General features: G+C 60.9%; 10 protein-coding genes. 8 read left to right on the top strand and 2 right to left on the bottom strand.

Annotated features, from left to right (window positions below):
* Nucleotides 1-1,086 precede the first annotated feature (1,086 nt).
* Genes ACFFAR_RS11400 through ACFFAR_RS11390 form a run of 3 tightly spaced genes read left to right on the top strand, consistent with a single transcriptional unit; the run spans nt 1,087 to nt 6,914 of the window.
* The gene (locus ACFFAR_RS11400) at nt 1,087-4,278 is read left to right on the top strand and encodes an efflux RND transporter permease subunit (protein ID WP_375507899.1); all 3,192 of its coding nucleotides are present in this window, start codon (nt 1,087-1,089) and stop codon (nt 4,276-4,278) included.
* Nucleotides 4,268-5,452 (top strand): efflux RND transporter periplasmic adaptor subunit, encoded by a 1,185-nt coding sequence (locus tag ACFFAR_RS11395; protein ID WP_075357634.1) that lies wholly within the window; start codon nt 4,268-4,270, stop codon nt 5,450-5,452. Before ACFFAR_RS11400 ends, ACFFAR_RS11395 begins: the two co-directional genes overlap by 11 nt.
* Nucleotides 5,445-6,914 carry an efflux transporter outer membrane subunit gene (locus tag ACFFAR_RS11390; protein ID WP_174363160.1) on the top strand — a complete coding sequence of 490 codons (1,470 nt, stop codon included), beginning with the start codon at nt 5,445-5,447 and terminating at the stop codon, nt 6,912-6,914. The genes ACFFAR_RS11395 and ACFFAR_RS11390 overlap by 8 nt, the downstream gene beginning before the upstream one ends.
* A 75-nt stretch (nt 6,915-6,989) precedes the next feature.
* Here ACFFAR_RS11390 and ACFFAR_RS11385 read toward each other — a convergent pair whose 3' ends face one another.
* Nucleotides 6,990-7,721, bottom strand: coding sequence for a GntR family transcriptional regulator (locus tag ACFFAR_RS11385; RefSeq protein ID WP_174363159.1), 732 nt, complete (start codon nt 7,719-7,721; stop codon nt 6,990-6,992).
* 154 nt (nt 7,722-7,875) lie between these two features.
* Between ACFFAR_RS11385 and ACFFAR_RS11380 the strand changes: the two genes are divergently transcribed.
* From ACFFAR_RS11380 to lhpI, 3 genes are read left to right on the top strand one after another with little or no spacing between them, the layout of a single operon-like run.
* Nucleotides 7,876-8,997 carry an ABC transporter substrate-binding protein gene (locus ACFFAR_RS11380; RefSeq protein ID WP_174363158.1) on the top strand — a complete coding sequence of 374 codons (1,122 nt, stop codon included), beginning with the start codon at nt 7,876-7,878 and terminating at the stop codon, nt 8,995-8,997.
* Nucleotides 8,998-9,013: 16 nt separating this feature from the next.
* Nucleotides 9,014-10,021 (top strand): trans-3-hydroxy-L-proline dehydratase, encoded by a 1,008-nt coding sequence (gene lhpH / locus ACFFAR_RS11375; RefSeq protein WP_174363157.1) that lies wholly within the window; start codon nt 9,014-9,016, stop codon nt 10,019-10,021.
* A gap of 2 nt (nt 10,022-10,023) precedes the next feature.
* The gene (gene lhpI, locus ACFFAR_RS11370; RefSeq protein WP_375507898.1) at nt 10,024-10,926 is read left to right on the top strand and encodes a bifunctional Delta(1)-pyrroline-2-carboxylate/Delta(1)-piperideine-2-carboxylate reductase; all 903 of its coding nucleotides are present in this window, start codon (nt 10,024-10,026) and stop codon (nt 10,924-10,926) included.
* A 33-nt stretch (nt 10,927-10,959) separates the two neighbouring features.
* Here lhpI and ACFFAR_RS11365 read toward each other — a convergent pair whose 3' ends face one another.
* Nucleotides 10,960-11,415 (bottom strand): cupin domain-containing protein, encoded by a 456-nt coding sequence (locus ACFFAR_RS11365; RefSeq protein WP_174363155.1) that lies wholly within the window; start codon nt 11,413-11,415, stop codon nt 10,960-10,962.
* A gap of 108 nt (nt 11,416-11,523) precedes the next feature.
* Here ACFFAR_RS11365 and ACFFAR_RS11360 point away from each other — a divergent pair, with 108 nt between their 5' ends.
* Both ACFFAR_RS11360 and ACFFAR_RS11355 read left to right on the top strand, forming a co-directional pair.
* Nucleotides 11,524-12,414, top strand: a complete 891-nt coding sequence (locus ACFFAR_RS11360) for a LysR substrate-binding domain-containing protein (RefSeq protein WP_174363154.1) — start codon at nt 11,524-11,526, stop codon at nt 12,412-12,414.
* Between the two features lie 174 nt (nt 12,415-12,588).
* The coding region (locus ACFFAR_RS11355; RefSeq protein WP_174363153.1) for an MFS transporter at nt 12,589-13,309 on the top strand (721 nt) is incomplete at its 3' end.

Raw genomic sequence — 13,309 nt, 5'->3', positions numbered from 1 at the left:
AAACGATGTCATAGAGACGCAAGCATGATCGGTGTGCTTTGTGCGAGGGAGCGTCCGCGAGCTTTGGCGGTGGCCGGGGAGAAGCGCTGCATGAACGGGAGGTCTTGTTCATTGCTTCCTCGCAGTGCATCAATTCCTGACAGCGTTCCCTGAGGCATCACTAAAGGTGTGAATGGCAGCCGCGTAGCTTCAAAGGAAAAGCATGAGTGTCTGGTATAGACCGTCCGTGAATGCAGGTCAAGATCCGATATTCCGGCAAGCAATTCACTGGTCAAGCGCTTTTCTCTTTTATCGTAATGTTAATGTAATTCATTGGGCAATTATTCTCAATGCTCTTTGTGCGCGCCGCTTTTCGGGCTTGGATGTCGACGAACAACTTCATCCGCTGCGTTATGTGGACTCCCAATCACACGATCGAGTACGCGCATCGTTATTGTTCGGGCCTTCAACGTATCGAGTCGAACGTTTGGAGTTCGCTGCAGATCCATGTAATTTGGATACCGAAATATCCATCAATTTCCGTCTAAGGGTGATTGCTGCCAAGCGCCATTAGAAGCGGTTCCCGGCGAAAGGCGATCCCTGATCGGCCCGATTCGAAAATGGCAAAACTGCCAGCTTCGCATTGTTCTGACTATGTACACTCCGCCAGTCGAGGTTTCTATCGGTGAGAGGTTCATATGGTTCAGTCCGAAACGAAGTAGCGCACACACGAAGTTTTTTAGTGAGTGCGTTTGGCCGCTGCAGAGTTGTTTTCGTTTGTGTACATTCGCGCATCGTCCTGGCGTTGGTGAATCCAATGGTTTGAACGATGCCTTGATTTCAGTTTGCCTTTTCGGGGAGGGATTTTGAAAGGCAGACGAAAACTACAATCTCCGCTCGACTGACATTTATGATGCTCGAGATTCCTGGCAAGTCGAAACCTAGCTCGGTAAGGTTCGCTCGTAGCTGTACCGTCTGCCGTCATGATGAAAACGATCCTACCCGGCGTACTGTCCGGGCCACGCGAATGAATGCGGCCGCTCTGCGCCGATTGCCGCGCGAGGCGGCATCACGGCGCCCGGTGCAACCCCAAGTCCTGGAATTCTCATGCTTGCCCTAGTACGCATCGCTCTGCGGCGGCCCTATACGTTTGTCGTCCTGGCGATCCTTATCCTGATCATCGGACCGCTTTCGGCGTTGCGCACACCAACCGATATCTTTCCCGATATCCGCATTCCCGTCATCAGCGTCGTGTGGCAATACACGGGTCTGCCGCCCGATCAAATGGTTGGACGAATCACGTCACCGTTCGAGCGCTCGCTGACCACGACCGTGAACGACATCCAGCACATTGAAGCAGAGTCGGTGAATGGCTTCGGGATCATCAAGATCTTCTTCCAGCCGGGTGTCAACATCAGCAATGCGAATGCGCAGGTGACCGCCGTTTCGCAGACGCAGTTGCGCCAACTGCCGCCGGGCACCACGCCGCCTTTGATCCTGAACTACAACGCATCGACGGTACCGATCATCCAGCTTGCGCTGTCGGGCAAGGGACTCTCTGAACAAAACCTGGGCGACCTCGGGCTGAATCAATTGCGTCCGGCGCTGGTCACCGTTGCAGGCGCTTCGATACCGTACCCGTTCGGCGGCAAGACCCGTCAGGTGCAGATCGACATCAATCCGGCGGCCCTGCAAGCGCGCGGTCTGTCCGCGCAGGACGTCGCGAATGCGCTTGCAAGCCAGAACCTGCTGACGCCTATCGGCACGGAAAAGATCGGCGATCACGAATACACGCTGCAGCTCAACAACGCACCGTCCGCAATCAAGGCGCTCGGCGACCTGCCGATCAAGGCAGTGAACGGCACGACTGTCTATATCCACGACGTCGCCAACGTCCGCGACGGCAGCCCGCCGCAGACGAACATCGTGCACGTGGACGGCAAACGCTCGGTGCTGATGTCGATCCTGAAGAACGGCTCCGTATCCACACTCGGGATCATCGACGGGATCAAGCAGCATGTGATCGATGCAAAACCTTCCTTGCCCGATGCGCTGCAAATCGCGCCGATCGGCGACCAGTCGTTGTTCGTGCGTGCGGCCATCAGCGGTGTGGCGCGCGAAGGCGTGATCGCGGCGGCGCTTACCAGCCTGATGATCCTGCTGTTCCTCGGAAGCTGGCGTTCGACGGTGATCATCGCGACCTCGATCCCGCTTGCGATTCTCGGTTCCATCGCGACCTTGTCGGCGCTCGGCGAGACGCTCAACATCATGACGCTGGGCGGACTCGCGCTCGCGGTGGGGATTCTGGTCGACGACGCGACGGTGACCATCGAAAATATCAACTGGCACCTGGAGCAGGGCAAGCAGGTTGAAGAGGCCATTCTCGATGGCGCCGCGCAGATCGTCACGCCGGCGTTCGTTGCGCTCTTGTGCATTTGTATTGTGTTCGTGCCGATGTTCTTCCTGAACGGCGTTGCGCGCTTTCTCTTCGTGCCCATGGCCGAGGCCGTGATCTTCGCGATGATCTCGTCGTTCATCTTGTCGCGCACGCTCGTTCCCACGATGGCGAAGTATTTGCTGCATCCGCACGACCTCAGCGAAGACGCGCATGAGAAAAAGCGGCCGGGACCTTTGGGACGCTTCCAGCAAGGTTTCGAGCGCCGCTTCGAGAAGGTGCGCGCGGGGTATCACAGCCTGCTCGAACTGGCGCTGAACCATCGCGCGCCGTTCGTGAGTTGCTTTCTCGGCTTCGTGCTGGTTTCGTTCGCGCTCGTGCCTTTGCTGGGCCGCAACTTTTTCCCGGCGGTGGACGCGGGGCAGATCCTGTTGCACGTGCGTGCGCCAGTTGGTGTGCGTGTCGAGAAGACTGCGCAGATCTTCGCGGACGTGGAAGCGTCGATCCGGCAGATCATTCCGCCCAACGAACTCAGCACGGTCGTCGATAACATCGGCCTGCCGGTGAGCGGTATCAACCTCGCGTACAACAATACGGGGACCATCGGCTCGCAAGATGGCGACATCCAGATCGCGCTGAACGAAAACCATCATCCAACCGATGACTACGTAAGGCAGATGCGCGAGAAACTGCCGCGGCTTTATCCCGGTGTGACGTTCTCGTTTCCGCCCGCGGACATCATCAGCCAGATCCTGAACTTCGGCTCGCCCGCGCCGGTCGACTTGCAGGTTCGCGGCAACAATCTGCCTGCCAACTTCGCCTACGCGAACCGCCTGCTGCGCGAGATCCGCCGGATTCCAGGCGTCGTCGATGCGCGCATCCAGCAAGCGCAAAATTCGCCGACCTTCAACGTTGACGTGGACCGCACGCGTGCGCAACTTCTCGGCATCAACGAACGCGATGTGACGAACAGCCTGGTGGTGAATCTCGCGGGATCGAGCCAGGTTGCGCCGACGTTCTGGCTGAATAACGCGAACGGCGTGTCATACCCGATCGTGATGCAGACACCGCAATACAGCCTTGATTCGCTCGCGTCGCTGCAGAACCTGCCGATCACATCGAGCCTGCAAAGCAGCGGCCAGATCCTCGGCGGCTTGGCCACCGTGCAGCGCACGAACACCAACGCGGTCGTGAGCCAGTACAACATCCAGCCGATGGTCGAGATCTTCGCGACCACGCAGGACCGCGATCTCGGTGCGGTTGCAGCGGATATTCAACGCGTCGTGCAGGACAATGCGGGTACGCTGCCTAAGGGTTCTTCGGTGGCCTTGCTCGGCCAGGTGCAGACCATGAACAGCGCGTTTGCCGGCATGCTGTTCGGGCTGCTGGGCGCGGTCGTGCTGATCTATCTGATTGTCGTGGTCAACTTCCAGTCGTGGGCCGATCCGTTCGTGATCGTCACCGCGTTGCCCGCCGCGCTCGCGGGCATCGTCTGGATGCTGTTTGCAACGCACACCACGCTGTCCGTGCCGGCGCTGACCGGCGCGATCATGTGCATGGGCGTGGCGACCGCGAACTCCATTCTTGTCATCAGCTTCTGCCGCGAGCGTCTTGCCGAGCACGGCGACCCGTTCAAGGCGGCGCTCGAAGCTGGGTTCACCCGCTTCCGGCCGGTGCTGATGACCGCGCTCTCCATGATCATCGGCATGGCGCCGATGGCGCTCGCGCTGGGCGAGGGCGGCGAACAGAATGCACCGCTTGGCCGCGCCGTGATTGGCGGCCTGATTTTCGCCACCACCGCGTCGCTGCTTCTCGTCCCGGTGATCTTCTGCATCATTCACTCGCGCCCTGGCCGCGCGATTGCCCCGACACCCGTCACGGGAGGTCCTGCTCATGTCGTCTGAACCTGTTATCAATACTCCGCCCGTGCCGCGCCGACGACTTGTCGTGATCGCCGTAGTGGGGGTTGCGATCGCGTTGATCGTTGTCGCCGCCGGCGTCACGCTGCGTGCCGTCGATGCCCGTAACCTCAAGACCTGGACCGCCGCGCAAACGGTCCCGACCGTGACGGTGATTCATCCGGTCAGTGCCTCGAACGGGCCGACGCTCGATCTGCCTTCGCATCTCGAGGCGTATTCCCGTGCACCGCTGTTTGCGCGCGTGAGCGGTTATCTGAAGTCTTGGAGTGTGGATATCGGCGCGCCGGTCAAGGCCGGGCAACTGCTTGCGGTCATCGAGTCGCCCGAGCTCGATCAGCAGTTGCTTCAGGCGCGTGCCGACCTTGCAAGCGCCCAGGCGAATTCGGCGCTTGCCGGAACGACCGCGAAACGCTGGCAGGCGCTGCTTGGTTCGGACTCGGTCGCGCAACAGGAAGTCGATGAACGCACCGGCGACTACACCGCGAAGAAAGCCACGGTTGCGGCTGCGCAGGCCAACGTGGACCGCTTGCTCGCAACCAAGGGTTTCGAGCGGATCGTCGCGCCGTTCGACGGCGTCGTCACCGCCCGCGATACGGACGTGGGCGCGCTGATCAACGCGGGCAGCGGCGGTATCGGGCAGGAGCTGTTCGTGGTGTCCGACGTCAAGAAACTGCGGGTGTATGTGCAGGTGCCGCAGAGCTACGCGCCCGACGTCCGCAGTGGCACCACCGCAACGCTCACCGTGCCGGAGTATCCGGGCCAGCATTTCACGGCCCGCGTGATTGCATCGGCGGATTCGGTCAACGTGGCTTCCGGCACGACGCTGGTTCAACTGCTCGTCGATAACACCGACGGCAAGCTCCTTCCCGGCGGCTTCGCAAGCCTGCAATTCAAGCTGCCCGTGCAACAAAACGCGGTACGTGTGCCCGCCAGTTCGCTCGTCTTCGACGCCCGCGGCCTGATGGTTGCCACGCTCGGCGCGAACGGGGAGGTCGTGTTCAAGAAGGTGACCATCAACCGCGATTTCGGCGATTCAGTGGAGATCGGTTCGGGACTCGTTGCAACGGATCGCGTGATCGATACACCGCCTGACGGTCTCGTGGATGGCGATCGTGTGCAAGTCGCCAGCACCGCCAAGAAGGTGTCCGCAAATGGCTAGGACGCTTGCGTTACGCGTTCCGGCACTGGCTGCTGCCGTGAGCATCCTCGCCGGTTGCTCTCTGGCGCCGGATTATCACGTGCCGCCTACGCCGGTCGTCGCGCAATACAAGACGACCGGGCCCTGGATCAGCGCGCAACCGGCCGATCAACTGGACCGAAGCGGCTGGTGGAAAAACTACAACGACGCCGGACTCGACGACCTCGAACAACGCCTGCTCGCGAACAATACGGATCTTGCTGCGGCGCTCGCGCATTACAGGCAGGCGCAGGCGTTCGTGGACCAGGTTTCGGCCGGTCTGTTCCCGAAGGTCACGGCGAGCGCGGTCCCGGACCGCGACCGCCAGTCATACCGGCGGCCATTGCGCGTTGGCGGTCCCAACGACTACAACTCAGCCACGTTGAGCGGAGAGATCGATTACGACCTCGACTTATGGGGCCGCGTGCGCGACTCGGTGCAGGCCGGCAAGGATGAAGCGCAGGCATCGAAGGCCGATCTGGCCTCTGTGCAATTGAGCCTGCAGATCCAGCTCGCCGACAGCTACATTCGGCTGCGCGGTCTCGACCAGCAGACGCAACTGCTGAACGACACCGTCAAGGCGTACGCGCGCGCGCTGCAGCTTACCCAAACACTGCATGGCGGCGGGATCGTTTCCGGGCTCGACGTGTCGCGTGCGCAGACGCAGTTGTCCTCGGCGAAGTCGCAGTTGTCGCAGAATCTCGCGCAACGCGCGTTGATTGAACATGCAATTGCGGAGCTGATTGGCGCATCGGCGTCCGAGTTCAGTTTGCCGCAGCAAACCGCATCGATCACGTTGCCGGTGATCCCCGCCGGTTTGCCGTCCACATTGTTGCAGCGTCGTCCGGATATCGCCGCAGCCGAGCGCCGCGTGGCGGAGGCGAATGCAAAGATTGGCGTGGCGCGGGCGGCGTATTTCCCGTCGATCACGCTTAGCGTGCAAGGCGGCTTCCAAAGCACGGCGTATGCCGGTTTGATCAGCGCGCCTAACTTGTTCTGGGCAATCGGTCCGCAACTCGTGCAATACGTCTTCGATGGCGGCCTGCGACGCGCGCAGCTCGACACGGCCAAAGCCGCCACCGACGAGGCCGGCGCGCGCTATCGCAGCGTGGTGTTGTCGGCGTTCCAGCAGATCGAAGACAATCTCTCGCTGCTGCAGGATCTTGGTACCGCGCTCGAGCAGCAACGCGATGCCGGCAACTCGGCGCAGCATTCCGTCGATCTGGCGCTGAACCGGTACCGGCAGGGCGCGGTGGGCTATCTCGATGTCGTGCAGGCGCAGACCGCCGCGCTCGACGCCCAGCGCGGGGTGCTCGACATTCAGACGCGGCAGTTGAGCGCGAACGTACAACTCGTCAAGGCGCTGGGGGGCGGATGGTCGAGCGACGAACTGGCGAGCACGGCGCAGGCTCCGGCGCTCGCAGCCGCCGGTCCCAAGGGATGAGCACGCTACGAGGCGCACCAGATGGCGGCCCCGAGGCGCGGTTGGTGCTGAAGAATCCCGGTTGATCTCACGCACTCACTTCGGCGCGATGTCACGCTCCACACGCTTGATATGCTGCTCGACATAGAACGCGGCGGCATCGGCGTCGCCCTGGATCACCGCCTCATAGATCAGCCGATGTTCGGCCACATACAGCCGTATGCGGCCTGCGTCGTAGATGCCTTCGTCCTTCAGGCGTTTCCACAACGGCTGGTCCATCGAACTCGCGACTTCATCGGCGATCTTGACCATCAACGCGTCGCCCGTCATCACGGCAAGCTGCCGGTGGAACAACCGGTCGCTGCTGTTCCATAACGCGCGCTGAGCGGGATCGTCGATGTCGTAGACGCTCTCCATCTGATCGAGATAATGTTCGGCGAGGCTGTCGCGCTGGCCACGAACGGCGGCACGGCGCGCGATGGCCGGCTCGAGAACCATCCGTACGTCGAGCGTGGAGCTCGGGCTGAAGTCGGCGGTTGCCGTGCCGTTCGCGCTTCCGTTCGACAGGCGGGCGAACGCGTCACCGCACACGAACGTGCCCGAGTTCCGTTTGGTGACGACCAGCCCTTCGTTCTGCAACGCGCCGATCGCCTCGCGCACGGCGGGACGCCCTACACCGAACAACGCGGCGAGGTCGCGTTCCGAGGGCAGCCGCGACTCGGGCATGAAGCGGCCGGCCGCGATCTCATCGCGAATTTTCTGCGATACCTGTTCATAGATTTGTCTGGGCCGGAACGAGCCGTCCAGTTCGGCGTGCACCGCTGACATTCGTCGATCTCGCTTATCTAAATCAAACTACGTGGTCAAAAGCCAAACCAGAATAGCTCCGCTTATTTTGAAATGGTTGCGGGCATGACCAGTTGTGGCATACATTAACTGGTCTGCAATAAAGACCAGTATAGTCCCACACGGAGTGAAATAAATGAATAAGGCTGTCGCAGGTTTTATGGTCGCCGCCGCGACCCTTACAAGCATGGGCGCCCACTCGCAAGAGGTGGTGACGATCGGTCATTCGGCGCCGCTAACCGGCCCGCAAGCGGTCAACGGCAAGGACAACGAAAACGGCGCGCGCCTTGCGCTCGAGGATCTGAACAAGAAGGGCGTGACGGTGGCGGGAAAGAAGGTAACGTTCAAACTGGATTCGGAAGACGACCAGGCTGACCCGAAGATTGGCGTTCAGATAGCCCAAAAACTTGCCGATGGCGGCGTGATCGCCGTGCTCGGGCCGTACAATTCCGGCGTCGCAATTCCCGCATCGCGCGTCTTCAACACCGCCGGCATCCCCATGCTGCCGGTTGCATCGAATCCCGCGCTGACCACACAGGGCTTCAAGAACATCTTCCGCATTGGCGCAAGCGACGAACAACTCGGCGGCGCCATGGCCGTGTTTGCGAAGAAGACGCTGAAGGCAAAGACGGCAGCGGTTATCGACGATCGCACCGCTTACGGCCAGGGCGTCGCAGAGCAGTTCGTGAACGTGGCGAAGGCGCAAGGCATCCAGATTGTCGACAGCCAGTACACCAACTCCAGCGCGACCGATTTCCTCGGCATCCTGACGAGCATCAAGGCGAAGAACCCCGACGTCATTTTCTTCGGCGGATATGCAGCGCAAGGCGCGCCGATGGCCAAGCAAATGCGCCAGCGCGGATTGCGCGCGAAGCTGCTCGGCGGCGACGGCATCTGTTCCGCCGACATGGGCAAGATCGCGGGCGACGCGGCATCGATCGTGTATTGCGCGCAAGGCGGCACGTCCCTCGAGAAGACTGCTGCGGGGCGTGACTTCGTGAAGCGCTACAAGGACACGTATCACACGGACACGCAGGTCTACGCCGTCAGCTATTACGACGGCATGATGCTGCTCGCCGATGCCATGGTCAAAGCCGGTACCACCACGGACAAGGCCAAGCTGATCGAACAGCTCTCGAAGACGAACTACAAGGGCATCGCGGGAACCTATTCGTTTGACGCCAAGGGCGACCTGAAAGGCGCGCCCACCACCGTGTACGCAATCAAGGACGGCTTGCCGGTCGCTTACGGGCAGTGAGCGGACTGGACGCGAAATGAAAATCACGAATGCAATCAGCACGGTCGAAGTCCATACCGGCGGGGAGGCGTTTCGTATCGTGACGAGCGGCTTGCCGAAGATACAAGGCAAGACGATCGTCGCGCGTCGCGCATGGCTCAAGGAACACGCTGACCACATCCGCCGCGCGCTGATGTTCGAACCGCGCGGTCACGCCGACATGTACGGCGGTTATCTCACCGAGCCCGTGAGTGAGGGCGCCGATTTCGGCATCATCTTCGTTCACAACGAAGGCTACAGCGATCATTGCGGCCATGGCGTGATCGGGCTTGCAACGGCGGCCGTCGAGCTGGGATGGATCGAGCGCAAGGAGCCCGAGACCCGCGTGGGTATCGACGCGCCGTGCGGGTTCATAGAGGCGTTCGTGCAGTGGGACGGCAATCACGCAGGCAACGTGCGGTTCGTCAACGTGCCGTCCTTCATCTGGCAACGCGACGTGACAGTACATACGCCGTCGTTTGGCAGCGTGACGGGCGACATCGCTTTTGGGGGCGCCTTTTATTTCTATACCGATGGCGCGCCTTTCGACTTGCCGATCCGCGAATCTGCGGTCGACAAACTGATCCAGTTCGGCGCTGAGGTCAAGGCTGCGGCCAACAAGGCGGTGAAGGTCGTGCATCCGGAGATTCCCGAGCTGAACCATATCTACGGCACGATCATCGCGAACGAGGCGCGGCACGCGGGTTCATCGCAGGCGAATTGCTGTGTGTTCGCCGACCGCGAAGTGGACCGGTCGCCTACCGGATCGGGCACGGCCGGCCGCGTCGCGCAACTGTACTCGCGCGGTTTGCTGGGACGCGATGAAACGCTCGTCAACGAGTCGGTGATCGGCACCGTGTTCAAAGGCCGCGTGCTGAGCGAAACGAAGCTCGGTCCCTTCGACGCCGTCATTCCCGAGATCGAAGGCAACGCATATATCTGCGGGTTCGCGAACTGGATCATCGACGATCGCGATCCGCTCACCTACGGCTTCCTGGTGCGATGAACATGATCCGATTTTTCGATGAACAACAGACCGCGGCGCTGCTTCCTTATCCCGAACTCGTGGCTGCCTTGAGCATTGCGGTAACGGAATATGGCGCAGGAAAGATCGTGAGCCCGGAAAGACAAGTCGTGCCGTTGCAGGCGAAGGGCGTGATGTTGTCGATGCCCGCAAGCGCCTCGGATCTCGCCATTCACAAGCTCGTGAACGTATGTCCGGGAAACGGCGCAAAGGGATTGCCGACCATTCACGGGCAGGTTACGGCATACGATTCGATCACCGGACAGGCGCTTTTCACGCTCGATGGCCCGACGGTCACAGGCAGGCGGACCGCCGCAATCTCGGCGCTTGGTATCCGGAGCCTTGCACGCAGCGTGAAAGCGATCCTGCTGATCGGCACCGGCAAGCAGGCAAGCAATCATGCCGAAGCGTTTGCCGCGCTGTTTCCTGATGCCACGCTTTACGTAAAGGGTTCATCGCTGGAATCGGCCCAGCGTTTTGCGGCTGCACGCAAGGGAATGGTGGCGCTCGATAACGACGTCGTGCCGGATGATATCGATGTAGTGGTCACGCTCACGACAAGCAGGAAGCCGGTTTATCACGATGCCGCGCGTGTGGCACGGCTGGTCGTTGGTGTTGGTGCATTCACGCCAGACGGGGCGGAGATTGCGGCGTCCATCGTGCATGGCAGCGATGTGATTGTGGACGATCCCGCCGGCGCGAAACACGAAGCGGGAGATCTGATCCAGGCAGGCATCGACTGGACCGCGGTTGGGGCGCTGGCTGCAGTTATTGGTGGATCATGGAGCAGGTCTGCTGATCGGCCGGTGGTGTTCAAGAGCGTCGGATGCGCCGCGTGGGATCTGGCCGCGGCGCGGTTGGCGCGTGAGCGGCTGTCGCAGGAGTGACAAGGCGCATCGGGCGCGCTTTAGCAGGACTGTTCATCCCGGCAGCAACGTAATCCCGAAACGCGGTGCGGCATCGATCATCCGCTTGATGTCTTCGGGTTCCGGCGGCGTAGGTGTGACAGGACCCGTTTGCGCATGGGCGCATGAATCGACGAAATCGTCGAAGCCGGCGGGCGTACAGACCAGCATGTATCGCGAGGGCAGGTCCGTGTTGTTCGCCAGCCGATGCGGCACGTTTCGCGGCAGGAGCGCAGTCTCGCCGGCATGCACACTGACCTGTTGTCCGTCGATGGTGACATCGACCACACCTTCCAGCACCGTGATGGTCTCTTCCTCGCGGTCATGGACATGCAACGGCGTTGCCCGGTGAGGAGGTCCGAAGATCTCCATCATGCAGAAGACGCCGGCGGTATCTTTTCCGGAAATCAGCAGGCGTACGCGCGTGCCGGCAAAGTTGTATTCGGGCGCTTGAGTGTTGAGCACGAACATGATGTTCCTCTTGAATTGATTACACGACCTTCACTATAGGCCGCGCGTCGTTCAAGAAATATAGCCGCCGCTGCCGTAACATTCACGGCAACATACCGTGAATTTCCGATGAAAAACCTCAGACAATTCATGAGTTTTGCAGCGGTTGCCAGGAACGGCAGTTTCGCGGCAGCCGCGCGTGAACTGGGTCTCGCGCCGTCGTCGGTCGCGAAAAGCGTGGCGCGTCTGGAAAGCGATCTGCGCGTGCGCCTGTTCCACCGGACAACGCGAGCGGTTCGTCTCACAGAGGAAGGCGATGCGCTGTTCGCGCGCTGCGCACGCGTGCTGGAAGAGATCGAATCGCTGGAATTATCGGCCACGCAATCGCCCGAAGCGCCTTCGGGAACCCTGCGTATTGGTGCGCCAATAGGCTATGGAACCCGCAAGATCGTGCCCGTTCTCAATCGTTTGCTCGCAGCGCATCCGCTGCTCAACGTCGACATGCGCCTGACCGACGAGCGTGTGAACCCGGTGAACGAAGGGCTGGACGCCGTGGTGCGACTTGGCACGCTGGACGACTCGGGCCTGGTTGCACGCACGATCGATCGTCAGCATCTGGTGCTATGCGCAAGCCCCGCGTATGTGAACGCGAATGGCGCACCGCGGTCAGTCGCAGAGTTAGAAGAGCGTCCTGTCATAGTGTTCAGGATGCCTACCAATGGGCGAGATCGCCCGCTTGAATTCATCGTCGATGGAAAGAACATCCAGCTGCGCCCACGCTCAAGGTTTTCGCTGAGTCACGGCGACGCCATGGTCGAAGCGCTGCTTGACGGTGCGGCGATCGCTCAAGTGCCCGAGCACATGGTCGAGCGTCACATCAGGGAGGAGACGCTTGTTGAGTTATTGCCCGAATTCCGCCCTGCGCCGCTCGCGGTCAACGTCGTGACGCCCGGCGCGCGGATGATGCCGCCGCGAGTGCGTGTGTTTATCGATGCGTTGGTGTCCGCATTCAATCCATGAAGCAGGATCAAAGCGGGTAAACCCGCTTCAAGATTTCGTTGACATCGAAGTGGCCGGTTACTAGAGTGAATGTACTTTGGATGCACAGGACGTTTTTGCCAAAGAACGTTCCGGACATCCGATTCCACGTGGCCAGCCGGCAAAAGAGCGGACGCCATCATTCTGGAGACGTTCATGACGCAACAGCGGCCTCGTTGGGTACTCATCACTTTGTTATTCGTCGGCGGGATGATCAGTTACCTCGACCGTGCGGCTTTATCGATCACTGCGCCGCTGATTTCCAGGGATCTGCATCTGGATCCGGCGCAACTCGGCGTTGTCTTCAGCAGCTTCTTCGTCGGCTATGCATTGTTCTGCTTCGTGGGCGGCTACGCGTCGGATCGATTTGGTCCGAAGGCAGTATTGAGTGTTTCCATGCTGGTCTGGTCGCTCTTTTGCGGCCTCACGGCGGGCGTGTTCAGCATCGCGAGCCTGCTGGTCGTGCGCGTGATCTTTGGCATGGGCGAAGGCCCATACTGCGCGAACATTAACAAACTCGTTTCGAACTGGTTTGCGCGCAAGGATCAGGCGACGGCCATTGGCGTCGCCAATTCGGGCCAGTCGTTCGGCGCAGCGCTGGCTGGGCCGATTGTCGGCTTTATCGCCGTGAGCGCGGGATGGCGGACATCGTTTGTCGTGATCGCGTCGGTTGGCGTGCTGTGGGTCATCGCGTGGATGGTGTGGGCGAAAGACAAGCCCGATGTCGCGCCCGAATCCGGCCTCGACGCGCGTCAGGAACGCGCCGAAGTCCAGCATGGCCCGGCCGGCGAAACGGGTCCGCTGATGAGCTATATCCTGCGCCCCGGCATCCTCGCGACGGCCTTCGCATTCTTTGGCTACGCGTACATCCTGTACT

It is taken from the genome of uncultured Caballeronia sp., from assembly GCF_964243625.1.
Classification (GTDB): domain Bacteria; phylum Pseudomonadota; class Gammaproteobacteria; order Burkholderiales; family Burkholderiaceae; genus Caballeronia.
This window is presented reverse-complemented; position numbering and strand designations above follow the sequence as displayed.

Bases quoted from the DNA above. Each gene is read 5' to 3' on its own strand.
- ACFFAR_RS11400 (WP_375507899.1), top strand. From the start codon at position 1,087: ATGCTTGCCCTAGTACGCATCGCTCTGCGGCGGCCCTATACGTTTGTC.
- ACFFAR_RS11395 (WP_075357634.1), top strand. From the start codon at position 4,268: ATGTCGTCTGAACCTGTTATCAATACTCCGCCCGTGCCGCGCCGACGA.
- ACFFAR_RS11390 (WP_174363160.1), top strand. From the start codon at position 5,445: ATGGCTAGGACGCTTGCGTTACGCGTTCCGGCACTGGCTGCTGCCGTG.
- ACFFAR_RS11385 (WP_174363159.1), bottom strand. From the start codon at position 7,721: ATGTCAGCGGTGCACGCCGAACTGGACGGCTCGTTCCGGCCCAGACAA.
- ACFFAR_RS11380 (WP_174363158.1), top strand. From the start codon at position 7,876: ATGAATAAGGCTGTCGCAGGTTTTATGGTCGCCGCCGCGACCCTTACA.
- lhpH (WP_174363157.1), top strand. From the start codon at position 9,014: ATGAAAATCACGAATGCAATCAGCACGGTCGAAGTCCATACCGGCGGG.
- lhpI (WP_375507898.1), top strand. From the start codon at position 10,024: ATGATCCGATTTTTCGATGAACAACAGACCGCGGCGCTGCTTCCTTAT.
- ACFFAR_RS11365 (WP_174363155.1), bottom strand. From the start codon at position 11,415: ATGTTCGTGCTCAACACTCAAGCGCCCGAATACAACTTTGCCGGCACG.
- ACFFAR_RS11360 (WP_174363154.1), top strand. From the start codon at position 11,524: ATGAAAAACCTCAGACAATTCATGAGTTTTGCAGCGGTTGCCAGGAAC.